Raw genomic sequence first — 21,760 nt, 5'->3', positions numbered from 1 at the left:
CCCCTCAAAGGCCGGCCATGTTGGATATTCCACGCGACCGATTCCCATCAAACACTTAAGTGTGTTTCAGCAATGTTACAATCAGGTGATCACGGATTGCGGGTGCATAGACGGGTGATCTGTTCAGGCCCAGCCGGACAGCTCGCGCCGCACCATCGCCTCGATCACCGCCATGCCCTCGGCACTGTCGTTGAGGCAAGGGATGTGTGCGAACTTTTCGCCGCCGGCATGATGGAAGGTCTCGGACGCTTCCCTGCCGATCTCGTCCAGCGTCTCGATGCAGTCGACGGAAAATCCTGGATTGACGATGGCGACCGATTTCACGCCTTCGCGCCCTAGTCTTTCGACCGTCTTGTCGGTGTAGGGCTGCAGCCACTCCTGCGCGCCGAAGCGCGACTGGAAGGTGGTAATCAGCTTGTTTTCATCCCAGCCGAGCTTTTCGCGCAGCAGTCGGGTCGTCTCGAGGCAATGGGCGTGGTAGGGGTCGCCCTTGTCGGAATAGGGTTTCGGAATGCCGTGATAGGAAGCGATGACAATTTCCGGTTCGAAGTCGAGGCTCGCCAGATGCTTTTCGATCGAACGGGTGAGCGCCTCGATATAGGCCGGCTCGTTGTAATAGGGTGGCACGCTGCGAATGGCCGGGGCGCGGCGCATCTTCATCAGCGCGCGAAACAGCTGGTCGTTGGCAGTCGCAGTCGTCGTCGCCGAATATTGCGGATAGAGCGGGAAAGACAGGATGCGGTCGCAGCCTTGCTCGACCAGTCTCTCGGCCACGCTCTCGGTCGAAGGGTTGCCGTAGCGCATCGCCCAGTCGACGACGACGTTGGGTAGCTCGCCGAGCGCGAGCCCGAGCTTCTCGGCCTGGGCGCGGGTGTAGGTTCGCAGCGGCGACTCGTTGCGCTCCCGGTTCCATATCCTGGCATAGTTGGCCCCTGATTTCTTCGGCCGGGTGGTGAGGACCACGCCGTAGAGGATCGGATACCAGATCGCCTTGTTGAGCTCGATGACGCGCGGATCGGACAGGAACTCCCGGAGGTAGCGCCACATCGGCTTGAAGCCGGTGCCGTCCGGGGTGCCGAGATTGATCAGCATGACACCGACCTTGCCGGTCCTGACCAGAGGGCGCCCTGCCGACGGCGAGGCGGCAGTCTTCTCGGCTTTGATTTCAGCAGGGTTGGCAAGCGCCATGAGGTTCTCCAACACCGCGAACCAACGGTGCCGCGGCGAAAGTAGCGATGCCGCGCTGGTTTTCAAATGCTGCGTCTGGCCGCACCTTATCCCAGAAATGCAACACCCGCCCGGTCTGCCGGGCGGGTGCATTGCGTTCCTGCGGCCGGATTACTTCGAGGCCGCCGGGATCGTCAAGGTTGCGCCGACCGGAAGGCGGCGTGGCTCGTAGGCTCTGTTGGCATCGGAGATTATTTTCCATTTGGTGCCGTCGCCATAAGCCTTCACCGCGAGATCCCAATAGGTATCGCCGGCGACGATTACATGGCTGCTTTGGGCCGGTGCCGGCTCAGCCGGAGCAGGGGTCGCCGGAGCCGGTGTGGCCGGAGCCGCAGGTGCCGCCGGCTGGGCCGGCTCGGCGGGTGCGGGTGCCGGCGCTGTTTCAGCCGGGACGGCCGGCGGCGTCTTGGAAATGTCGCCGGAGCCGGCCGGCATTTCGGGCATTGCCGGCTCAACGGGCTTTGCCGGCGCAGCCTCAGCAGGTTTTGGCGGTTCGGCAGGGTTGGCAGGTTCTGCGGCCGGGGCCACGGTCGCGGCGATCTCGGTGATGCGGCCGTCGAGCTTCGGCGTATAGGGCCGGTGCGCGCCTAGGTAGTCGGCGACGACCTGTTCCAGCCCCGGGCCGTAATCATAGGCGTTCTTGGCCTTCTCGGCGAACACCTTGTAGCCGTCGCCGCCCTGGCGGACATAGTTGTTGGTGGCGACCAGGTAATCCTTGTCCGGCTTAATCGGCGTCCAGGCGCCGCCTTCCATGACCTCGACCGATTTGACGCGTCCGTTAGGCGGCGCCGATTTGTCGAACGCATATTTCAGGCCGGCAACTTGCGGGAAGCGCCCGGCGCCGTCCTCGACCTGGCTGAGGCCGCTTTCGAGGCCGGCAACCAAATCCTTGCCGGAGATCTGGAAGGTCGCCAGAGTATTCTGAAACGGCAGGACGGTGAGAACCTCGCCCATGGTGACGGTGCCCTGGTCGATGGAGGCGCGCAAGCCGCCGCCATTCGAGATGACGATCTCGACACCTTGGCCCTTGACCCGATCGAGGACGGCGTCGGAGACCAGATTGCCCATCTCGCATTCGCGGGCGCGGCAGTTTTCGCGACTGCCGTCGATCGCCTTGGTGGTCTCGGCGACTTCCTTGTTCTTCAAGGCCTCGATCGGCGCGCCGAGTTCCTTGATGCGGGCAAGCACGGCGGGGTCGGGCGTGATCGATTTGTCGAGATGGATGGGATCGCCGCTTGCCTCCTTGACGACGCCGTTGTCGTCGAACACGACCTTGAATTCGCCGAGATATTTCGAATAGGACGCCGCCTGCACGACCGGCACTTTGTAACCGTCCGGATTGTCGACCATCGTCGGATATGGGCCTTCCGCCTTGGGGTCGGTGTTGGACAGCAGCGAATGGCTGTGGCCGCCGACCACCACGTCGACGCCCGGGATCTTGGCGATCACGTCGCGCTCGCGCTTGTAGCCGATATGGGTGACCGCGATGATCTTGTTGACGCCCTCTCGCTTCAGTTTCTCGACCTCAGCGGTGATCGACTTGACGTCGTCTTCGATGGCAATATTCGGGCCAGGGGTGGCAAGCTCCGGCGTGTCGTTGGTGACCGCGCCGACGATCCCGATCTTCTGGCCGCCGACCTCGACCACGATCGACGGCTTGACGCGGTCGCCGAGCTTGGATTGCGCATTGGCCTTCACATTGGCGCCGAGCACCGGAAACTCGATCATGTCGAGAAACGGCGCCAGCGCCGACTCGCCATCGTCGAACTCATGGTTGCCGAGAGCCTCGGCATCGAATTTCATCTGGTTGAGGAATTCGCCTTCGGTCTTGCCTTTGTAGGTCGTGTAGAAGAGCGAGCCCTGTAAATTGTCGCCGGCGCTGAGCAGCAGCACGTTCTGGCCTTCCAGCTTCTTGCGCTCCTGCGCGATCGCGGTGACCAGGCGGCCGGCGCCGCCGACGCATTCGCCCTTGGTCTCCTCCTCGGCCGAGCAGGTCGATTCGTACTTGTTGTTGCTCTCGATGCGGCTATGCCAGTCGTTAATGTGCAGGATGTTGAGCGTGTAGTCGGCAAAGGATACCCCTGCCGACAGGCCAAGCGCCGATGCCGACAGCGCGGCGATGGCAGCAATCTTCTTCATTCTCGTCTCCCGGATAACTTGAGTACAGCGCCGCGCGTCATTTGGGACGCGCAAAGGACGCTGTACCAATTTTTATTTTGCGCATGATCCTTTCCGAAAATCGACTCCGATTTTCGGGGTCATGCGCAGAGGCGTTTAACGCTCTTGTTTGACTGGGATGTAACAGCCCTCTTGGGCTATGTTCACATCGCGTTTCAGTCGATGCAAGCGGAAATCGGCATCAGCTTTGCCGGCGCAAGAAGACGGCGGCTTGAAACCGCCGCCCTTGTGCAAAGTAAATTTGGAATCGGATTTCAGGTGCGCCTGGTCAGCACAAAATTCTGCCCGCTCGCGCTGGTGCAATTGAGCTGGCTGGTGGAGACCATCAGGCAGTTGAAGCTGATCGGCGTCTGGCGGATCAGCGAAGTGCCATGAATCTCGACCGAGGTGCCGCCGGTCATGGTGTAGCTGCCATCGGCAAGCTTCTGGCCGGTGTCGGTTGCGACGGTCGCGAAGCTGCCGCCCTTGAAGGTGGACAAGCCCGTGCCCTGCGCGTCGATCCAGGAGCCTTCAACCCCCTTGGCCGTGATCACCGGCGGCTCGCCTGGGCCGGTTGTCGTGCAGGCCGCCAACGCGACCGTAGCGGCCGCGGCAATGCCAGCCGAAAGCAGTCTTTGCGCAATCGTCATCTTCAAGATCCTCTCCTCTCGCATCGGCCCGAAAATCGATCCGATTTTCGGAAAGCACGATGCGCACATTCAAAGTGCTAGAGCGTACTTTGTGCGTGCAAATGGACGCACGTGGCTCTAGGCCGCCCCTCTTCAATCGCCCGATTTCCGGGCGATTGCAAGCTGGCCGAGTGTCGAGGCAACGCTGCTATCGAACGAGGATGTTGCGGAATTGCCACGGGTCTTTGGTATCGAGATCCTCGGGAAACAGACCAGGCCGATTGTCGAGCGGTGTCCAGTCGGTATAATAGCTCCTGACCGGCCCGAGATAGGGGCCCTGCACGTCGAGGCAGCGCTTGTAATCCATCTCGTCGGCCTCGACGATGCCGGCCTCGGGATTTTCCAGCGCCCAGACCATGCCGGCCAGCACCGCCGACGTGACCTGCATGCCCGTAGCATTCTGATAGGGCGCCAGCTTGCGCGCCTCGGCCAGCGACAGCTGCGAGCCGTACCAGTAGGCGTTCTTGGCGTGGCCGTAGAGCAGCACGCCGAGTTCGTCGACGCCATCGACCAGTTCATTTTCGTCGAGCACGTGATGCACGGGCTGAGCCTTGCCGGCGACACCGAACATCTCGTGCAGCGACAGCACTGCGTCGTTGCAGGGATGATAGGCGTAATGGCAGGTCGGCCGGTATTGCACCTTGCCCTTCTTGCCGCGCAAGGTGAAAAAATCGGCGATCGAGATCGCTTCGTTGTGTGTCACCAGGAAACCGTATTGCGGGCCGGGCGTCGGACACCATGTGCGCACGCGTGTATTGGCGCCGGGCTGCTCCAGATAGATCGCGGCCTTCGAACCGTTCTTGTGGCTTTTGGCGTTCTTCGGCATCCACGCCTCATGCGTGCCCCAGCCGAGCTCGGCCGGCTGCAGCCCTTCCGAAATGAAGCCTTCGACCGACCAGGTGTTCCAGAACACGTTCATCGGCTTGGGCTTCTTGGTGCGCTGGGTGTCGCGCTCGGCGATATGGATGCCCTTGACGCCGGCCTTCTTCATCAGCCTGGCCCAGCCTTCGCGATCGTGCTGCGCGGGTTCCGAGAAGTCGAGGCCAAGATCTGTGGCGAGGTTGACCAGTGCCTGCTTGACGAACCACGAGACCATGCCGGGATTGGCGCCGCAGCACGAGATCGCAGTGGTGCCGCCCGGGTTCTTCGCGATTTCAGTACGTACGGTCTCGCGCAGCGCATAGTTGGTGCGTGAGGCGTTGTCGGCCTTCTCGTCGAAATAAAAGCCGAGCCAGGGTTCGACCACCGTGTCGATATAGAGGACGCCAAGCTTGCGGCAGAGCTTCATCAGCTCAAGCGAGGAAGTGTCGACCGACAGGTTGACGCAAAAGCCCTGGCCGCCGCCATTGGTCAAAAGCGGTGTCAGCAGCTTCTTGTAGTTCTTTTTGGTCACCGCATCCTGCATGAAGGTGATGCCGCGCTCGTCGAGCAATTTGCGGTCGGTGTCGCGCGGGTCGATGACCGTCATGCGCGACTTGTCGAATTTGAAATGGCGCTCGATCAGCGGCAGCGTTCCCCGTCCGATCGAGCCGAAGCCGATCATCACGACAGGGCCGGTGATCTCACCGTAAACGGGCCAGTTTTCATTCGCCATTTATCGATTACTCCCTCAAAAAACGCTTCGGAACAGCGGCTTGGCCGCGGCGCGACAAACCATAGATCAATGTCACAATAAAGCGAAAAGCGGACGGCCGGCCTCACGCCGCGCCATCCCGGGTACGGCTCGACCAGTCTTGCGAATGCAGGCTTGAAGAGGTCATGTGCCTCGGAGACCGGCAGTTCCAGCAGATCGTCGGCGCAGGCCTCGGCTCCGCCTCAGCTGCTATCGACAGTACCAGGATCGCGGCCATGAACGTGACCGGCCTGCCAAGATGCTGGATCATTGTGCCCCCAAGCCACAAGTTACAGTTGTCTTCCGCCGACAGTCACGGTCGGCTGTCAGGCCCTTATAGTCAAGGTGTGCCCCGTTCAGTGCCAGACGCTGCTCAGCGAAAAGACGCTGCCAGCGCCGCCCCGATGCGGATGGCGCATCCGCGCGTTTCAGCGGATTTTTGCCCTCGGCCCGGCTGTGGAGGCTCGAACCACCAGTTCTACCGGCAGAACGACCTGGCGGGGGGCTTCATTGTCAATAACCATTCGGGCGGCAAGCCTGCCTTTTCCGATCACGTCTTGCGCCACAGTGGTCATCGGAGGCGTGGTGCGTGCGGATTCAGCAGTGCCATCGAAGCCAACGACCGATACGTGGCCCGGCACGCCGATGCCGCGGCGAACCGCCTCGTCCAGTATTGTGATCGCCTGCCAATCCGACATGGTCAGGATCGCGGTTGCTTCAGGCGCCCTGTCGAACACCACTGCTCCGGCAGATGGCTCGCCTGGAATCGTCTCGAGGATCGGGACATCGTCGATCGACAAATTCGCCTCCGCCAAACCCTGTTTGAAACCGTCGAGCCTTTCATCGTCGAGCGGGAAGCCGGCCAGAAGCGGGCGCGTTGCCTGTCCGGGCATGTGGACAATCGGTCGCGCCGAAAGGATGGCAAAATGCCGGTGCCCCAGCCCGGTCAAATGCCGGACGGCAGCTACCGCGCCGCTCCAGCCGTCGATCTTTATCGAATTGATGTCGGGACCCGCGTCGCTTTCGAGAATGACGAAGGGCAGACGCCGTCTCTGGACCGAAATTATGAGACCAATATCGGCGCTGTGACCAAGGATCTTCAACGCCACACATGCCACCAATCCGTTGTGGACCCCACACGCCCGGTTTCATGTCGTCTGGCAGGTGCTGAGCTACACCGGTGTGGCGCTGATTGCGCTCGGACTTATCTGGATCAAGGGACAACTCGAAGCCGAGCGGCTCTATCTCGCCGGGGGATTGGCCGCGGCTATGTATGGAGCATTCTTCGCGGCCATGCTCTCGCGGCCGATCTATGGCGGCGTGCTGTATGACGAGAACGGCTATCCGCCGTTCCGGCCGCCGTTTGGACCGGCGGGCTGGCGGTGGGATGTCAACGTCACCGTCTTTACCGCGATGTCCGCGATCCTGCTGCTGGGCCTGGCTGCGATTTAGGGCAATTCCAGGAAAGGTGTGAAACGGTTTTCCGTCCGGGATTGCGCAGAAACAAAGAGATAGAGCGGTTCGGCGTTTCCGTGAGACGATGAACTGCTCTAGGACAGCGCCAGCGCCCTGAGCCACGCGACCAGCCGGTTACGGTCGGCGGTCATCCCCTTGTAGTCGAGCTGTGCCTCGTCCAGCGCCAGAAGTTGTTCGGCCAAGGACGCCGCGAGCGCCGCGCGGTCGGGGTGGCGTTCCAGCACGGCGAGCGGGTCGAGATGGATGCGGATGGTGAAGAGTACGTCGCCCGAAACGGGGAGCTTTCTCAGCGTTTGCCGCTCGACGCGGATAAAGGCATGGGCGTCGATGTCGCCATCCGGGAATCTCGACGGGCGACTGCTGGCGCGGTCGATGCGTTCGAGGTTGGAGAGCGGGTGGTAGAGTGCGTCGCCCGCCTGGATCGACCAGTTGTAGCGCTCGACGGCTTGGCCCTGGAGTCCGTCGAACATGCGGTTGATGAGCTCGGCCGGGCGTGTGCCTGGACCGAAACCCGGTACCGGTGCGTGGATCTGCTGCAGCGGCTTGCCGAATTTTTCGATCAGCGACCATGACGAGGGGAAGCAGAGCGAGCCGGCGGCCAGACGCCAGCCGCTGTCGTCGCGGCGCATCAGGATCAAATCCTCCTGGACGAGCAGCGAGGCGGCGATAAGCGGCGCATCGCTGAAAGAAGCTGGGGTGCCCGAGCCCTCGAGATTGTCGGTGCCGTCGATCACCTCGATCGCATTGTCGGTACGCCTGTGGGTCTCCGGAAAGTTCGCCGCCAGATGCGCACCGAGCAGATCGAGCACTTCGCGCTGGGCGTCGCGCGTTGCTTGCTCCTCGACAAAGACCTTGTCGGGAATTTCCGCGTAAAGCCGGCGTTTCTCGGCAAGGTAGGGCAGCAGATATTCGTCGACCTCGATCCAGCTATCGAGATTGAGCGGCTTCAGCCCGATGGTGAACAGTTTCGACGAGCCGTCATAGGGTGTGTGGGTCGGCGGGCGGAAACTCATGCCTCTTTGTAGGCTTCCAGTGCGGCGGCGGCCATTCTCGCCGTGAATTCGGTGATTTCGTAATCGGCGGCACCTGCCTTGGCGAAGGGATCGTCCGCCAGTCTGGCATCGAGCACCTCGCGTGGACCGCGCGCGATGATGATGCCGCCGGTCCTTGGCCGCTTTGGCCCGGAGGCGACAAAGATACCTTGCGCATAGCAGGCCTTCAGCCACTCGACATGCGCTTGCTGCAAGCGGTCGATCTCGGTCAGCGGCACCTTGTAGTTCAGCGAAACCACGAACATTGTTGTCTCCCGATGCTTCAGCCCAGCCGCGCCGGGATCAATCCGCGCAGCGAGTTGCCGACGAACAGCGCCTTGGCCGATTTCAGTTCGCTCCACGTGTAGACCGCTTCACCGGCGCGGCCTTGATCCAGCAGTTCGCCGCGCAGGACGCCAGGCAGCAGGCCGCAATCGAGCCGCGGCGTGGCCAGCACGCCGTCGCCGAAATCGGCAAAGACGTTGGTGATCGTGCCCTCGCAGATTTCGCCGCGCTCATTGGCGAGCAGCACCTCGTCGGCGCGGCTGGCGAGATATTCGGCGCGGGCGCGCGTATAGGGTTGTCGGCGGCTGGTCTTGTGACGCAGCAGCGTGTCGCTCGAATCAAGCCGCACCCGTGCCAGTTGAAGTGTCCAGACCTTGTCTGCGGCGAGCGGCTCGTAAGGCTGCGCCGAAACCGCGACTTCGCCCTTGCGCGACAGGACGAGGCGTGTGCGCAACGCGATCTGTTGGTGGCCGACCGCATTCATCAGCGCTTCGCCGACCCTTTGCGGATCGCAGGCGAAACCGAGTTCGCTTGCCGAGCCGTAGAGCCGCGCGAGATGGCGGTCGAAACGGAGGAAACCCGAGCCGGGTTCCCAGCGCATTGTTTCGATCAGTTCGAAATCGGCAGTGTTCCCGTCGCGAAACGGGCTTTCAGCAGACACTCCTGGTACTCCTCTTCGGCTGTCGAATCGAAGACGACGCCACCGCCGACATTGTAGACCGCCTCGCCATTGGCAAAGAGCGAGATGGTGCGGATCGCCACGGAAAAACGCATCCGGCCGCCGGGCGCGATCCAGCCTATGGCGCCGCAATAGACATCGCGCGGGCCACTTTCCAGCTCGCGCAGAATTTCCATAGCGCGGATCTTCGGTGCGCCGGTAATCGAGCCGCAGGGGAACAGCGCGGCGAAAATCTGGCGGATGGCGAGGCCGGGCAAGAGTTTCGCCCGCACGCGGCTCACCATCTGGTGGACGGTCGGGTAGCTCTCGATGCGGAAAAGCTCCGGCACATCGAGCGTGCCAACCTCGCTGATCAGTGAAATGTCGTTGCGCAGGAGATCGACAATCATCCGGTTCTCGGCCTGGTTCTTCTCGTCGTTGCGCAAGAACGCTTTCAGGCGATCGTCCTCGGCTTTTGTTGCCCCGCGCGGCGCGGTGCCCTTCATCGGATGCGTCTCGATCATGCCTTCCGCGTCCACCTCGAAGAACAGTTCGGGCGAACGCGACAAGACGATCGGATCGCCGAGCGCGACCAGGGCCCCATACTTCACCGGCTGGCGTTCGGTCAGCGCGTTGAAGGCGACCAGCGGATCGCCCGACCATTGCGCATGGACCGGAAAGGTCAGATTGCCCTGGTAGCAGTCGCCCTTGCGGATGTGGTCATGCAGCCTGGCAAAGCGTTTGGCGTAGTCGTCCGAAGACCAGGCTGCCTTGGCGTCGAAGATTGGGCCGTTGCTAGCCGGCAGATCGCCTGGCGCGACCGTCTCCTCGACCGGCGCATCGAACACGCCGAGGCAGAAAAGCGGGGCGCGGCGGCCGGCCGGCAGTAGCGGAACGAGCTTGGGTTCGAGCAGGTAACCGGCCTCGTAGGAGAAATAACCGGCCAGCCATTTGCCGCCGTCATGTGCAGCCTGCGCGGCTTCCAGCGCCGGCAAAAAATCCGCCTCGCCATGCGCTGCGATTATCTCGGCCGGCCAGTCGAAAACGAGCTGCCGCGCGGTCTCGTCGTTCCTGAAAATTGCAAAGGGCAGGGGCATAAGGCTCGGATGCTGCGGTCGCCAGCGATCGATCTATATGGGGGCTCGACCGTGCGCAATCGAGGGAACGGCGTCTCAAGACGCAAAGGCGCGGCGGCAAAAACAAAAGCGGCGCCAGAGGGCGCCGCCTTGTTCCAGATGCCGCCTGCGGTGGATCAGGTGTTGCTGGCTTCTCCCGCGGTCGGGAAGCGGCGCGCAAATTCCTTTTCGTCGCCGGCGGCAAGCAGTTTCGCCTGCTCAATCCAGCGTTCACGTTCGATACGGCCGTCGAAATTCAACGTCGCCTCGATCCGCTTGACGTCGTCGGGCGTCCAGGCGGCGATCTGGGCATAGGTCGTGACCCCAAGCCCTTTGAGCAGCCGCTCGTTGGTCGGGCCGATGCCGATCAGGCGACGCAGATCGTTGGCGTTGCCTGCTGCCGCGGCTGTTGCCTTGCCGGTCGCGGCTTTCTTTGCCGCTGGCGCGGTCTTGCTTGCCGCCGGCGCAGCCTTGCTTGCCACTGGCACAGTCTTGGGCGCGGTGGTCGCTTTCGATGCGGCCGGTTTCGGCGTTGCCGGTTTAGCGGCAGTTGCGCGCGGCGCAGCCGCGGCTTTGGCCGTTGCAGATTTCTTCGGCGCCGGTTTGGCCGGTGCGGATGTCGACATCAGCCTTGACGGCGCCTGCATCGCGGCTTTGGTCGCGCCGGTCTTGGCGGCTGGCGCCTTGGCTGTTGCCGCCTTCGCGGTTGGCGCCTGGGTGGTTTTCGCCTCGCCCAGCCGGCGTTCGAGATCGGCGCGGGCGCGGCCGCATGCATCCAACTCACCGGTCAGACGGTCGCTATCGGCCCGCAATCTGTCGCGTTCGCTGCGCGTGCGGTCTAGATCGCCGCGCAAACTGTCGAGTTCGCCACGCAGGCGTCCCCAAATGAACCAGCCAACCAACACACCTACCAGGAACGCCAGGAGCATGTAGAAAAAAGTGCCCATTGTCTTTCTCTCTCCAGTCCGATCCGTCCGCCCTGGCCTGTAGAGCCATGACCTCGGCGAAGGACCATTCGATGGTGGTTCCGCAATTTGCAGAACAGCCGGCTTCGATCGAGCCGTCGGCGACCGGTTTGCCCCTGGCCAACAGCCGTTGTCGCATCCGCCGACACGCCATGACCGGTCGGGATTTTCCGACCTGACCCATTCATGCCCGGCTGAGCTTGAGGGCGGACGCTATCATACAGCTTACGGGAATCTAACGGAAAACTTCCATGGAAAGTTATTTAAGAACAAATATCCAAGACAAGAATAGAACCATCGCCAATATGCATTGCAGCTAAACTGTTCTGGAAAACCCGGTCACCCGGTGTTGCGCATCACCCAGTGTTGCGCATCAATTGTCCAGTGCTTCCAGCTCGTCGATCAGTCCGCTGATCACGCCAAGCCCGATCTGCCAGAAGGCAGGGTCGGCCGCGTCGAGGCCGAACGGCGCCAGAAGCTCGGAATGATGCTTGGTGCCGCCGGCGCGCAGCATGGCAAAATATTTCTCCTGAAAGCCGCGCTCGGCGTTCTGGTAGACCGCGTAGAGCGAGTTCACCAGGCAATCGCCGAATGCGTAGGCATAGACGTAGAAAGGCGAGTGGATGAAGTGCGGGATATAGGTCCAGAAAATCTCGTATCCTTCGCGCAGCTTGATCGCCGGCCCGAGGCTTTCCGCCTGCACTTCCAACCAGAACTGGCCGAGCTTGTCGGAGGTCAGTTCGCCGCTCCTGCGCTCGGCATGCACTTTGCGCTCGAACTCGTAGAAGGCGATCTGGCGCACGACCGTGTTGATCATGTCCTCGACCTTCTGGGCGAGCATGGCCTTGCGTTCGCGCTTGTCGGTGGTCTGCTCGAGCAGCGAGCGGAAGGTCAGCATTTCGCCGAACACCGATGCGGTTTCGGCCAGCGTCAGCGGCGTCGATGCCATCAAGGCGCCCTGGCCGCCGGCCAGCACCTGGTGCACGCCGTGGCCGAGCTCGTGCGCCAGCGTCATCACGTCGCGCGGCTTGCCCATGTAGTTGTGCAGCACATAGGGATGCGCCGAAGGCACGGTCGGATGCGCGAAGGCGCCAGGCGACTTGCCGGGTCTCACCGGTGCATCGATCCAGTTGCGGTCGAAGAAAGTTCTGGCGATCTCCGCCATGTCGGGCGAAAAGCGCTGGTAGGCGGAAAGCACGGTGTTCTTGGCCTCGTCCCAGCCGATGACCGCCTGCGGGGTCTCCGGCAGGGGCGCATTGCGGTCCCAGTGGTTCATCACCTCCATGCCGAGCCAGCGCGCCTTCATCGCGTAATAGCGATGCGACAGGCGTGGATAGGCGTCGCGAACCGCGGCGGCGAGTGCATCCACCACGCTGCTTTCGACGCGGTTGGCGAGGTGGCGGGAATCGGCAATGTCCTCGAAGCCGCGCCAGCGGTCGGAAATCTCCTTGTCCTTGGCCAGCGTGTTGGTGACCAGCGTGAAGACGCGCAAATTCTTGCGGAAGGTCGTGGCCAGCGCCTCGGATGCCCGGCGGCGCACCTCGCCGTCGGCATCCTGAAGGCGATTGAGTGCCGGCTCCAGCGTCAGCTCCTCGCCGTCGACGTCGAAGCGCAAATCGGTCATCGTCTCGTCGAACAGGCGGTTCCAGGCCCCGCGCCCGGTGATCGATTTTTCATGGAAGAGCTGCTCGATGCGGTCTTCGAGCTGATAGGGCTTGTCCTTGCGCAGATCGAGCACCCAGGGCCGGTAATGGGCGAAGGCCGGATCGGCGGCGAGTGCGGTTTCGATCGCGCTATCGTCGATGAGATTCAGCTCGAGCGCGAAAAACAGCAGGTGCGCGCTGGCATCGGTCATCTTTTCCTGGATGTCGCCATAGAGCTTGGCGCGCTGCGGATCCGACGTGTTGCCGGCATAGACAAGCCCGGCATAGGAGACGATGCGGCCGATCAGCTCCTCCAGCGCTTCATAGGCCTGAAGCGCCTCGCCAAGCCTGCCGGCGCTGCCACGCCCGGCCTCGGCGGCGAGCGTGCCTTTCCAACGGCTCTCGAAGGCGATGGCATCGACGGCGGCCTTGGCGATGTCGCGCTTCAACTCGGGCGCTTCCATGCCCGAATAGAGATCGGCCAGATTCCATTCCGGCAGGTCGCCAAGCTCCGCCACGCCCTGACCGGGCGCCGCCGCCAGCTTTCGAGCAAAAACCATGCGCATTGCCGATCCTTCCAGACACAAAAATTCGAGGAAACGAGAAGCCGGTCAAATCCTAAGGAATTCATTCACCGGGTTTTTTGAAAGCTTATTTAGAACCCTGTGCCAAGATGATCCATAGGGCGCATTCTCGGGCGGGCACGGTCGGATCAGTCATGGCAGCTTCCATACTCATAGTCGATGACGATCCCGTGCAGCGCAGGCTGCTCGAGGCGGCGGTGACGAAATTCGGCCACACCGCGATCGTCGCCGATGGCGGCGAGGCGGGTCTCGAGTTTGTCGACGGACCCAATGCGCGCGACGTGTCGGTGGTCATCCTAGACCTTATGATGCCCGGGCTCGACGGCATCGGCGTGCTGAAGGCGATGCGCGAGCGTGGCATCCACATTCCCGTCATCGTGCAGACCGCGCAGGGCGGCATCGAAACCGTCGTTTCGGCAATGCGTCACGGCGCCTTCGACTTCGTCGTCAAGCCGGCCTCTCCCGACAGGCTGCAGGCGTCGATCGGCAACGCCCTCAAGGTCGAAGCGCTCGAAGGCGAAGTGAAGCGCTCGTCACGACAGCGTGGCGGCCATCTGACATTCAAGGACATGATCACCCACAGTCCGGCGATGGATCGGGTGATCCGGCTCGGCCGCAAGGCGGCGGCGTCCAACATTCCGATCCTGATCGAAGGTGAATCCGGCGTCGGCAAGGAACTGGTGGCGCGCGCCGTCCAGGGCAGCGGCGACCGCCGCTCGAAACCCTTCGTCACCGTCAATTGCGGCGCCATCCCCGACAATCTGGTCGAATCGATCCTGTTCGGGCACGAGAAGGGCTCGTTCACCGGCGCCACCGAAAAACATACCGGCAAGTTCGTCGAAGCGCACACCGGCACGCTGTTCCTTGACGAAATCGGCGACCTGCCGCTCGACGTGCAGGTCAAGCTGTTGCGCGCCGTACAGGACGGCGAGGTCGATCCGGTCGGCGGGCGCTCGGCCGTCAGGGTCGACATCAGGCTGATCTCGGCAACCCATCGCAACCTGCTGCAGCAGGTCAAGGACGGCAAGTTCCGCGAGGACCTGTTCTATCGGCTGAACGTCTATCCAATCTTCGTGCCGCCATTGCGCGACCGTCGCGACGACATCCCCTATCTGGTGGAGCATTTCATGGAGAAGGTGGCGCCCGCCGATCCGCGCCACCGCCTGCGAGGCATCTCGGCTGCGGCGCTTGCCATGCTGCAGGCCTATGACTGGCCGGGCAACATAAGGCAGCTCGAAAACGCCGTCTTCCGGGCTTCGGTGCTCGCCGACGGCGACATGCTGACCGAAGAAGAATTCCCGCAGATCCGGACGCAAATCGAGGGCACGGTCAATCTCGATTCGGGTATCGCCTTGCCAGCTCCAGGGTGGCCAGCTTCAGGGGGGCCAACTCCAGGGTGGCCAGCTTCCGGAGTGGCTTCGGGCAGCCAGCCGCGCGACAACATATCCGCCGCTGGCGGCATCGCAGCCGCCGACGCCGATGCACCAGCCAAGCCTCGTTTCGGCACGCTGCGGGCGCTCGACGAGCGCGGCAATGTGCGTGCGCTGGCCGACGTCGAACTCGAAATGATCAAGCTCGCCATCGATCACTACAACGGCCAGATGAGCGAAGTCGCCCGCCGCCTCGGCATCGGCCGGTCGACGCTCTACCGCAAGCTCAAGGAATACGGCATCGACCCGGAAACCGGCCGCGTCGAACGGCTCGCTTCCTGAGTCACAGGGCCAGGCCGGTTCTCATCCGGACATCATTCCACGCAACTGCGCGTCGAAATGATGTGTTCGCCACAGTGTTCACGTATTAAGGCGGACGGTAACAGATCGTGTTTCGAGCTGGCGCCAAAACATGATCTAAACCAGCGGTTTACCAAGATATCCTGCGCAATATTTTTGGCGGGATATCGCCACCGTGTTACCGCATTTCGGCTTCAATAAGCGATGATTAACCATTAGGATCGATATTCGGATGCACACACCACGCATCCGTTTGGTCAAATCCGGGGACAAAACGGCAGCCTGCAAGGCCTTTTGATTTGAACAGAATCGAACGACACAAAAACGGGCGGCATTATCACATGAGCGTCTGGCCGAGATGGCTGGCAGCGGTGATTGTTGCCGTCGGGTTCCTTGCAGCGGCGGCAACCGGCGCCAGCGCCGAGACACGTTCGCTGAAGCTCTATCATCTCCACACGCATGAAAAGGCGGAGATCGTCTATAAGCGCAACGGGCGCTACGACCAGGCGGGCTTGCGAAAGATCAACATCATCCTGCGCGACTGGCGTCGCAACGAGCCGACCAAGATGGATCCGCGCCTGCTGGACCTGGTCTGGGAGGCCTATCGGGAGAGCGGCGCCACCGATTACATCCAGGTCGTCTGCGGCTATCGTTCGCCGGCCACGAATTCGATGCTGCGCAGCCGCAGCAGGGGCGTCGCCGAGAAGAGCCAGCACATGCTCGGCAGGGCGATGGATTTCTATATTCCCGGCGTGCCGCTGAAGAAGCTGCGCGACGTCGGCCTCAGGATGCAGGGCGGCGGCGTCGGCTACTATCCCAGCTCCGGCTCGCCCTTCGTGCATATGGATGTCGGCAATGTACGCCACTGGCCCGGCATCAGCCGCCAGGAACTGGCGCGCGTGTTCCCCAACGGCAAGACGCTGCATGTGCCGAGCGACGGCAAGCCGCTGCCTGGCTATCAACAGGCCCTCGCCTCCTACAAAGCCCGCAAGGGCGCCGGCGCGCCGGCCATCGAACTCGCCAGCGCAAGCGGCGGTGCCAAAAAATCCCGTGGGTTCCTGGCAGCCCTCTTCGGCGGTGGCGACGACGAGGCGGACGACAGCGCCGACGTGGCGATGGCCGAGCCGGCGCCAAAGCCCCGTAACGTGAAGCCGGCGCCGTCCGCCAAGAGCAGCAACCTGCCTGGCATTGCCATCGTGGCGCCTCAGGATGCCAAGCGCGCTCAGATTCCGGAAGTCGCCGATGCTCCGGCGCCTGCGCCTGAACCGGAGAACGACACGCCGGAGACGATCATCGCGGCATTGCCTGCGCGCAGCATCCCGCTGCCGGATTTTGCTCCGCGCCCGAAGACGGACGTCGGCGCCCAGCCGCCTGAGAACGTTCCGTTCGGCGTGGCGGATGCGGCTGGATCGACTGAACAGGCGGTGGCGACCGCGCAAGCGCCGGCAAGTGTGGCGCCGGCAAATGTTCCGTTCGGCATAGCAGACCCGTCTGCTGCGGCCGGCCCGGCGCAGGTCGCTGCAAACAACATTCCCGTGCCGAGCTGGCGGCCCGATCATTCGCTGCCGGCCGATCTTTCGCCGGCGGGTCTTGCGCCGCAGGACAAGCAAGTGTTGCTGGCGCTGGCGAGTGCGGCCGAGCGGAGCAACACCGCCACCGACGCATTCTCGGTATTGCCGTCGGCGCGGCCCGACAGTTCAGAGCCCGACGAGGTCAAGGCCGTTCTGGAAAGGGTCAGCGCGACCGACGAATACAAGGTCGCGTCGCTTTCCGAGCAAGCATCGGTGTTCGAGGAACCGGCGAGCGACGACGGGGCATCGAGCGACGGGGCATCGCCGCGCGAGGCCATCGTTGCCCGCCCGGCAGGCTCCGATCCGGCGGCCGTCATCGGAGCGGGCGTGAAGACCACACGCAAGGAACCCAGGGCCACCGCCCGCGACCTGAAGCCCGGCCCCAAGCCGGTGGTGGTCGCCGCCGCGCCGCAGGCCGCCCGTTGGGCGCTGCACAGCGGTGAGTATGTCGCAACCGTTTCAGATGCGACAACGGCGCCGCGCTACGCCTACGACTTCGTCCGTACGGCACCGAGCGAGGTCTATACGATAGGCTTCCAACCGGGCAACGAGATGGCCGACGCAAACCGGTTCACCGGCAAAGCCGTCAAGTTCATGTCGGTTGCCCGCTTCAAGACCGAGTAGGCCGCGCTGGGCAAATATCGTAAAGGCTGCGCTGGCACCCCGCGCGGCCTCCACCGCCGGCACTGGCTTCCTTCATCCAGGGATGCTAACCACTGGTCGGCATTCTCCCGCTTCGTCTAATGGTAGGACAGCGCCCTTTGAAGGCGTGAATCGTGGTTCGAGCCCATGAGCGGGAACCAGCCTGCGAACCAGATCGGCCAGATCGGCGGCGACTTTTGATGCAGAAGATGCTAGCGCCCGAGCTTGCTTGCCGCGCGCGCCAAGGCTTCGATCTCGTCCCATTTGCCGGCCTTGACCAGCTCGTCCGGCGCCACCCAGGAACCGCCGACGCAGATGACGTTGGGCAGGCTGAGGTAGTCGGCGGCGTTCTTGCCGGTGATACCGCCGGTCGGGCAGAATTTCACGTCGGCAAGCGGCGAGGCGAAAGCCTTGAGCGAGGCAATGCCGCCCGACTGTTCGGCCGGGAAGAATTTCAGAAAGCGCAGACCGGCTTCGCGGGCGGCCATGACCTCTCCCGGCGTGATGGCACCGGGCAGCAACGGCACGTCGCTGTCCTTGGCTGCCGCGAGAAGCTCGCGGGTGATGCCGGGGCTGACGATGAACTTCGAGCCGGCGGCCGCCGCCTCGCCGAACTGCCGGGCGTCCAGGATGGTGCCGGCGCCGACGACCGCGTCTTCGACCTCGCCTGCCACCCGGCGGATCGCCTCCAGCGCGTCGGCGGTGCGCAGCGTGATCTCGATCACCGGCAGGCCACCGCTGGCCAGCGCCCGGGCCAGCGGCACCGCGTCGGCGGGATTGGCGATCTTCAGCACCGGTATGACCGGCTGGCCGTTGAGGAGCGACAGGAGCTTTTCGGTCGTGCTGGGCATTCGTCGTCTCTCCTCTGTTGATCAAGTCGACCGGTTAGCAGAAGGCGGTTTTTCTGTCCACGAAACGCGGCGTGTCGCGATGTCACGCGTGGTGTTCGAAACCTTCCGCGATCTGACCGCTCCCGGCTCTGCCTTGATCCGGCTGTCGTGAGCGTTTAGTGGCTTGGTGATGACACTGTCCAGCCAAGCCTTCCGCGTTGCCGCGCTTTACCGCTTCGCCCGGCTCGACACCTTCGAGGCGCTGCGCGCGCCGCTCGCCGCCTTCTGCTGTGCGCGCGGCATCAAAGGCACGCTGCTGTTGGCGCGTGAGGGCATCAACGGCACGGTCGCCGGCAGTGAAACGGCAATCGCCGCGCTCATCGATCATCTCGAATCCATCGACGGTCTCGCCGGCCTCGAGATCAAATACAGCAGCGCCGCAACGATGCCGTTCCACCGCATGAAGGTGCGGTTGAAGCGCGAGATCGTCACCATGGGCGTGGACAATATCGATCCGGCGGCAGGTGCAGGCACCTATGTTGCGCCGGCCGACTGGAATGCACTGATCTCGGATACGGGTACCATCGTCATCGACACGCGCAACGCCTACGAGGTGTCGCTCGGCACCTTCAAGGGCGCTGTCGATCCCGCCACCAGCAGCTTCCGCGAATTCCCGGCCTGGGTCGAGCAGCATCGGCACGAGCTCGACGGGCGCAAGGTCGCCATGTTCTGCACCGGCGGCATACGCTGCGAGAAGGCGACGGCCTATGTGAAGTCGCTCGGTTTGAAGGATGTGTTCCACCTCGAGGGCGGCATTCTGAAATATCTCGAGGACGTGCCCGCCGAACAGAGCCTCTGGCAAGGCGAATGCTTCGTCTTCGACGAGCGCGTTTCGGTATCGCACGGGCTGGTCGAAGGCGAGGCCGAACTCTGCCGCGCCTGTCGGCATCCGCTAGCCGCAGAAGATCGGCTGTCGCCGAGATATGCCACCGGCGTTTCATGCCCGCATTGCTTCGATGCCCGCTCGGACGAAGATCGCGCCCGCTACGCCGAGCGCCAGCACCAGGTCGAGCTGGCGCAAGCACGCGGCGACCGCCACATCGGAAGTTAGCTTCACGTTAAGCAACTTCACGTCAAGCAACAGCAAAACGATCGATGACCCACAGCCGTGTCCCGTCGCTCTGCCGGCGCGCGACCTCGGTGGTGATGGTGCCGTCGGGAAGCCGGGTCGAGGTGAGCGCCAGGTCGCCATTGATGATAGCCGGGCGCTGATCTCCGGACTGAAATTTTCGGCCGGTCGCGGTGATCTCCGCGAACAGCCCCCGGATGGCTTCGCGGCCGAACGTCAGCTGTCCGCCACCGATGTCGATGACTGCATGCGGCTCAAAAAGCGCGGCCATGGCGTCAATGTCTCCGACCCATTGCCGTGAAATCAACAGGCGCTCCAGTTCCTGGGGTCGCGTGCCGGCTGGCGGTCTGTCTCATCGGTCATGCCAGGCTCCTCTCAAGCGACATGCCGCGACATTACTCGAAGTCGAAGCTGGTTTCGACACGTCCGATGTCCACAGCGCCGCGCGTTTTTTGACGCGGATGGAGGCTGCAGCACTATAATTTCCGCGTGAAATCCCAGCAGATGTCGGTGCAACGTCATGCGTGGCAGCGGGCAAAAGGATGCACGCGTCATTGTAATGTCAAACTGCGGGACCTAGGTCTTCGACGTGCAAACCTGCCCGCGCGCCTTTGGCCGGGCCAATTCTGGAGGCATTGATGTTCGATCCCAAGAAGCTCCTCGACGATCTGCTCGGCTCGCAAGTTCCCGGCACCGGATCAACCGTCCGCGACAAGGCCGGGCAGGCGGTGCAGATGGCCAAGGACAATCCGCTTGCCGCCGGTGCGCTGGCTGCGGTGCTGCTCGGAACCGGCCCCGGCCGCCAGGTCACCGGTGCGGCGGTGAAGCTTGGTGGGTTGGCTGCGATCGGTGGCCTCGCCTACAAGGCCTACCAGAACTACAAGAACGGCAACGCGCCGGCCGAGACGCAAGCTGCAGGCGAACCGGAATTGCTGCCGCCGCCGGCCGATACCGCCTTCCATCCGTCGCAAGCGCCGCAGGGCGAAGACGAATTCACGCTGACGCTGGTCAGGGCGATGATCTCGGCGGCGAAGGCCGACGGTCACGTCGATGACGAAGAGCGGCAGAAGATCGCCGGCAAGCTCAGCCTCGCCGGCGTCGGCGCCGAAGCGGAGAAATTCCTGATGTCGGAACTGGAGGCGCCGCTCGATCTGGATGTGCTGATCGCCGGGGCCAAGACCGATGCGCAAAAGCTGGAACTCTACACCGCCTCGCGTCTTGCCATCGATCCGGACACGCGGGCCGAACGCGGCTATCTCGACCTGCTTGCCGGCCGTCTCGGCTTGCCGGATGCGCTGGTCGACCATGTCGAGGCGACGGTGACGGCGGCGAAGGTGCCGGCAGCGGGCAGCACGGCCAAGCCGGTCGCAGCTCGCGCTGGTAGCTCGAAGAGGAAGCCTCGGAGCTCGGCGCCGTTGGCGTTAGCTTCTCGTTAATCCGGTGAGCGCATGATTTCAGCCAGTCGGATCGGCTTTCCTCCTCCCATGCCCGGTTCGGATCAGGGGCGGTCGCCAACGGCCGCCCTTTTTGTGAGCACAGGCTTTGGGCCGGCTTGCCATGGTTCCCGTCATTTGCGATGCCTCATCCCTTTCAGGGAGTACAGCCATGACCGACTATAAAACCGCCATCGTCACCGGCGCCGGCACGGGCATCGGCAAAAGCGTCGCCACGGCGCTGCTCAAGGCCGGCTGGAATACGGTCTTCTGCGGTCGCCGCAAGCCGGTGCTGGAGGATGCGATCGCCGCGGCCGGGCCGACGCAGGCCAAGGCATTGGCCTTCGCCTGCGACATCAGCAAGGCCGATCAGGTCGACGATCTGTTCGAGACGGTGGCTGCGGCTTTCGGGCGCGTCGACCTGCTCTTCAACAATGCCGGCACGAGCTACAAATCGACGTTGATCGACGACATCCCGGTCGACGTGTGGAACGACATCGTCGGGGTCAATCTCACCGGCTCGTTCCTGTGCGCTCGCGCCGCGTTCGGCGCCATGCGCAGGCAGCAGCCGATGGGCGGCCGCATCATCAACAACGGCTCGGTATCGGCCTATGCGCCGCGGCCGGGCTCGGTGCCCTATACGGCGACCAAGCACGCCATCACCGGGCTGACCAAGACGCTGGCGCTGGACGGCAGGCCCTTCGACATTGCTTGCGGCCAGATCGACATCGGCAACGCGCTGACCGACATGGCGCAGGCGATGACGGTCGGCGTGCCGCAAGCCAACGGCACCATTGCCGCCGAAGCGGTGATGGATGTCGAGCGCGTCGCCGATGCCGTCCTCCATATGGCCAGCCTGCCGCTCGACGCGAACGTGCTGTTCATGACCGTGATGGCGACGAAGATGCCGTTTGTCGGGCGAGGGTAGGCAACCGGTCCAGGTTGTATACATGTCGTTGTCCCAAAACCGCTGCGCACTTTGG

General features: G+C 63.2%; 20 protein-coding genes and 1 tRNA gene. 8 read left to right on the top strand and 13 right to left on the bottom strand.

Going from position 1 to position 21,760, the window contains the following annotated elements; all coding sequences use genetic code 11:
• Window positions 1-123: 123 nt before the first annotated feature.
• The 5 genes from hemH to NKJ55_RS00585 all read right to left on the bottom strand — a co-directional run bounded on the left by hemH (window position 124) and on the right by NKJ55_RS00585 (window position 6,794).
• Window positions 124-1,188 (bottom strand): ferrochelatase, encoded by a 1,065-nt coding sequence (gene hemH, locus NKJ55_RS00605; RefSeq protein WP_352448222.1) that lies wholly within the window; start codon window positions 1,186-1,188, stop codon window positions 124-126.
• Between the two features lie 150 nt (window positions 1,189-1,338).
• On the bottom strand, window positions 1,339-3,366 hold the full coding sequence (locus NKJ55_RS00600) for a 5'-nucleotidase C-terminal domain-containing protein (RefSeq protein WP_352448221.1): 2,028 nt from the start codon (window positions 3,364-3,366) through the stop codon (window positions 1,339-1,341).
• A 293-nt stretch (window positions 3,367-3,659) separates the two neighbouring features.
• On the bottom strand, window positions 3,660-4,034 hold the full coding sequence (gene omp10 / locus NKJ55_RS00595; protein WP_023720183.1) for an outer membrane lipoprotein Omp10: 375 nt from the start codon (window positions 4,032-4,034) through the stop codon (window positions 3,660-3,662).
• A 187-nt stretch (window positions 4,035-4,221) separates the two neighbouring features.
• The gene (locus NKJ55_RS00590; protein ID WP_352448220.1) at window positions 4,222-5,667 is read right to left on the bottom strand and encodes a homospermidine synthase; all 1,446 of its coding nucleotides are present in this window, start codon (window positions 5,665-5,667) and stop codon (window positions 4,222-4,224) included.
• Between the two features lie 446 nt (window positions 5,668-6,113).
• Window positions 6,114-6,794, bottom strand: coding sequence for a substrate-binding domain-containing protein (locus NKJ55_RS00585; RefSeq protein ID WP_352448219.1), 681 nt, complete (start codon window positions 6,792-6,794; stop codon window positions 6,114-6,116).
• Window positions 6,795-6,849: 55 nt separating this feature from the next.
• Here NKJ55_RS00585 and NKJ55_RS00580 point away from each other — a divergent pair, with 55 nt between their 5' ends.
• On the top strand, window positions 6,850-7,137 hold the full coding sequence (locus NKJ55_RS00580; RefSeq protein WP_352448218.1) for a hypothetical protein: 288 nt from the start codon (window positions 6,850-6,852) through the stop codon (window positions 7,135-7,137).
• 98 nt (window positions 7,138-7,235) lie between these two features.
• On the opposite strand, the gene NKJ55_RS00575 is transcribed toward NKJ55_RS00580, so the two are convergent.
• From NKJ55_RS00575 to NKJ55_RS00550, 6 genes are all read right to left on the bottom strand, one after another.
• On the bottom strand, window positions 7,236-8,174 hold the full coding sequence (locus tag NKJ55_RS00575; protein WP_352448217.1) for a heme-dependent oxidative N-demethylase family protein: 939 nt from the start codon (window positions 8,172-8,174) through the stop codon (window positions 7,236-7,238).
• Window positions 8,171-8,458, bottom strand: a complete 288-nt coding sequence (locus NKJ55_RS00570; RefSeq protein ID WP_352448216.1) for a YciI family protein — start codon at window positions 8,456-8,458, stop codon at window positions 8,171-8,173. The genes NKJ55_RS00575 and NKJ55_RS00570 overlap by 4 nt, the downstream gene beginning before the upstream one ends.
• 17 nt (window positions 8,459-8,475) lie before the next feature.
• Window positions 8,476-9,138: an aminotransferase class IV family protein gene (locus NKJ55_RS00565; protein ID WP_352448215.1), complete on the bottom strand. Its 663-nt coding sequence runs from the start codon at window positions 9,136-9,138 to the stop codon at window positions 8,476-8,478.
• Complete coding sequence (locus NKJ55_RS00560; protein WP_352448214.1) at window positions 9,087-10,232, bottom strand: aminodeoxychorismate synthase component I; 1,146 nt, start codon at window positions 10,230-10,232, stop codon at window positions 9,087-9,089. Before NKJ55_RS00560 ends, NKJ55_RS00565 begins: the two co-directional genes overlap by 52 nt.
• Before the next feature lie 155 nt (window positions 10,233-10,387).
• Window positions 10,388-11,197, bottom strand: coding sequence for a helix-hairpin-helix domain-containing protein (locus tag NKJ55_RS00555; protein WP_352448213.1), 810 nt, complete (start codon window positions 11,195-11,197; stop codon window positions 10,388-10,390).
• Window positions 11,198-11,588: 391 nt separating this feature from the next.
• Entirely contained in the window at window positions 11,589-13,424 is a 1,836-nt protein-coding gene (locus tag NKJ55_RS00550) for a M3 family oligoendopeptidase (RefSeq protein WP_352448212.1), read from the bottom strand.
• A gap of 152 nt (window positions 13,425-13,576) precedes the next feature.
• On the opposite strand from NKJ55_RS00550, the gene NKJ55_RS00545 reads away from it, so the two are divergent.
• From NKJ55_RS00545 to NKJ55_RS00535, 3 genes are all read left to right on the top strand, one after another.
• Window positions 13,577-15,154 carry a sigma-54-dependent transcriptional regulator gene (locus NKJ55_RS00545; protein ID WP_352448211.1) on the top strand — a complete coding sequence of 526 codons (1,578 nt, stop codon included), beginning with the start codon at window positions 13,577-13,579 and terminating at the stop codon, window positions 15,152-15,154.
• 359 nt (window positions 15,155-15,513) lie between these two features.
• A complete protein-coding gene (gene mepK, locus NKJ55_RS00540; RefSeq protein ID WP_352448210.1) occupies window positions 15,514-17,367 on the top strand; it encodes a peptidoglycan L,D-endopeptidase MepK in 1,854 nt (617 codons plus the stop codon).
• A 105-nt stretch (window positions 17,368-17,472) separates the two neighbouring features.
• Window positions 17,473-17,546: transfer RNA gene (locus NKJ55_RS00535), tRNA-Gln, on the top strand.
• A gap of 51 nt (window positions 17,547-17,597) precedes the next feature.
• On the opposite strand, the gene NKJ55_RS00530 is transcribed toward NKJ55_RS00535, so the two are convergent.
• Complete coding sequence (locus tag NKJ55_RS00530; RefSeq protein WP_352448209.1) at window positions 17,598-18,236, bottom strand: 2-dehydro-3-deoxy-phosphogluconate aldolase; 639 nt, start codon at window positions 18,234-18,236, stop codon at window positions 17,598-17,600.
• On the opposite strand from NKJ55_RS00530, the gene NKJ55_RS00525 reads away from it, so the two are divergent.
• Both NKJ55_RS00525 and trhO read left to right on the top strand, forming a co-directional pair.
• Window positions 18,226-18,387: a hypothetical protein gene (locus NKJ55_RS00525; RefSeq protein WP_352448208.1), complete on the top strand. Its 162-nt coding sequence runs from the start codon at window positions 18,226-18,228 to the stop codon at window positions 18,385-18,387. The genes NKJ55_RS00530 and NKJ55_RS00525 overlap by 11 nt on opposite strands.
• Window positions 18,388-18,405: 18 nt before the next feature.
• The gene (gene trhO, locus NKJ55_RS00520) at window positions 18,406-19,326 is read left to right on the top strand and encodes an oxygen-dependent tRNA uridine(34) hydroxylase TrhO (RefSeq protein WP_352448207.1); all 921 of its coding nucleotides are present in this window, start codon (window positions 18,406-18,408) and stop codon (window positions 19,324-19,326) included.
• A gap of 22 nt (window positions 19,327-19,348) precedes the next feature.
• Here trhO and NKJ55_RS00515 read toward each other — a convergent pair whose 3' ends face one another.
• Entirely contained in the window at window positions 19,349-19,615 is a 267-nt protein-coding gene (locus NKJ55_RS00515) for a Cif family virulence factor (RefSeq protein WP_352448206.1), read from the bottom strand.
• A gap of 367 nt (window positions 19,616-19,982) precedes the next feature.
• On the opposite strand from NKJ55_RS00515, the gene NKJ55_RS00510 reads away from it, so the two are divergent.
• Together NKJ55_RS00510 and NKJ55_RS00505 are read left to right on the top strand one after the other, a co-directional pair.
• Window positions 19,983-20,780: a tellurite resistance TerB family protein gene (locus NKJ55_RS00510; RefSeq protein ID WP_352448205.1), complete on the top strand. Its 798-nt coding sequence runs from the start codon at window positions 19,983-19,985 to the stop codon at window positions 20,778-20,780.
• Window positions 20,781-20,949: 169 nt separating this feature from the next.
• Window positions 20,950-21,705, top strand: coding sequence for an SDR family oxidoreductase (locus NKJ55_RS00505; protein ID WP_352448204.1), 756 nt, complete (start codon window positions 20,950-20,952; stop codon window positions 21,703-21,705).
• Window positions 21,706-21,760: the final 55 nt, after the last annotated feature.

The sequence above is a fragment of the Mesorhizobium sp. M0106 genome (assembly GCF_040322715.1).
GTDB lineage: Bacteria > Pseudomonadota > Alphaproteobacteria > Rhizobiales > Rhizobiaceae > Mesorhizobium.
Note: the sequence above shows the minus strand (reverse complement) of the source record. Positions and strands in the feature narration are given on the sequence as shown.

Excerpts from the sequence above, each read along its gene's own strand:
- hemH (WP_352448222.1), bottom strand. The coding sequence starts at position 1,188 with ATGGCGCTTGCCAACCCTGCTGAAATCAAAGCCGAGAAGACTGCCGCC.
- NKJ55_RS00600 (WP_352448221.1), bottom strand. The coding sequence starts at position 3,366 with ATGAAGAAGATTGCTGCCATCGCCGCGCTGTCGGCATCGGCGCTTGGC.
- omp10 (WP_023720183.1), bottom strand. The coding sequence starts at position 4,034 with ATGACGATTGCGCAAAGACTGCTTTCGGCTGGCATTGCCGCGGCCGCT.
- NKJ55_RS00590 (WP_352448220.1), bottom strand. The coding sequence starts at position 5,667 with ATGGCGAATGAAAACTGGCCCGTTTACGGTGAGATCACCGGCCCTGTC.
- NKJ55_RS00575 (WP_352448217.1), bottom strand. The coding sequence starts at position 8,174 with ATGAGTTTCCGCCCGCCGACCCACACACCCTATGACGGCTCGTCGAAA.
- NKJ55_RS00570 (WP_352448216.1), bottom strand. The coding sequence starts at position 8,458 with ATGTTCGTGGTTTCGCTGAACTACAAGGTGCCGCTGACCGAGATCGAC.
- NKJ55_RS00560 (WP_352448214.1), bottom strand. The coding sequence starts at position 10,232 with ATGCCCCTGCCCTTTGCAATTTTCAGGAACGACGAGACCGCGCGGCAG.
- NKJ55_RS00555 (WP_352448213.1), bottom strand. The coding sequence starts at position 11,197 with ATGGGCACTTTTTTCTACATGCTCCTGGCGTTCCTGGTAGGTGTGTTG.
- NKJ55_RS00550 (WP_352448212.1), bottom strand. The coding sequence starts at position 13,424 with ATGCGCATGGTTTTTGCTCGAAAGCTGGCGGCGGCGCCCGGTCAGGGC.
- NKJ55_RS00545 (WP_352448211.1), top strand. The coding sequence starts at position 13,577 with ATGGCAGCTTCCATACTCATAGTCGATGACGATCCCGTGCAGCGCAGG.
- mepK (WP_352448210.1), top strand. The coding sequence starts at position 15,514 with ATGAGCGTCTGGCCGAGATGGCTGGCAGCGGTGATTGTTGCCGTCGGG.
- NKJ55_RS00530 (WP_352448209.1), bottom strand. The coding sequence starts at position 18,236 with ATGCCCAGCACGACCGAAAAGCTCCTGTCGCTCCTCAACGGCCAGCCG.
- trhO (WP_352448207.1), top strand. The coding sequence starts at position 18,406 with ATGACACTGTCCAGCCAAGCCTTCCGCGTTGCCGCGCTTTACCGCTTC.
- NKJ55_RS00515 (WP_352448206.1), bottom strand. The coding sequence starts at position 19,615 with ATGGCCGCGCTTTTTGAGCCGCATGCAGTCATCGACATCGGTGGCGGA.
- NKJ55_RS00510 (WP_352448205.1), top strand. The coding sequence starts at position 19,983 with ATGTTCGATCCCAAGAAGCTCCTCGACGATCTGCTCGGCTCGCAAGTT.
- NKJ55_RS00505 (WP_352448204.1), top strand. The coding sequence starts at position 20,950 with ATGACCGACTATAAAACCGCCATCGTCACCGGCGCCGGCACGGGCATC.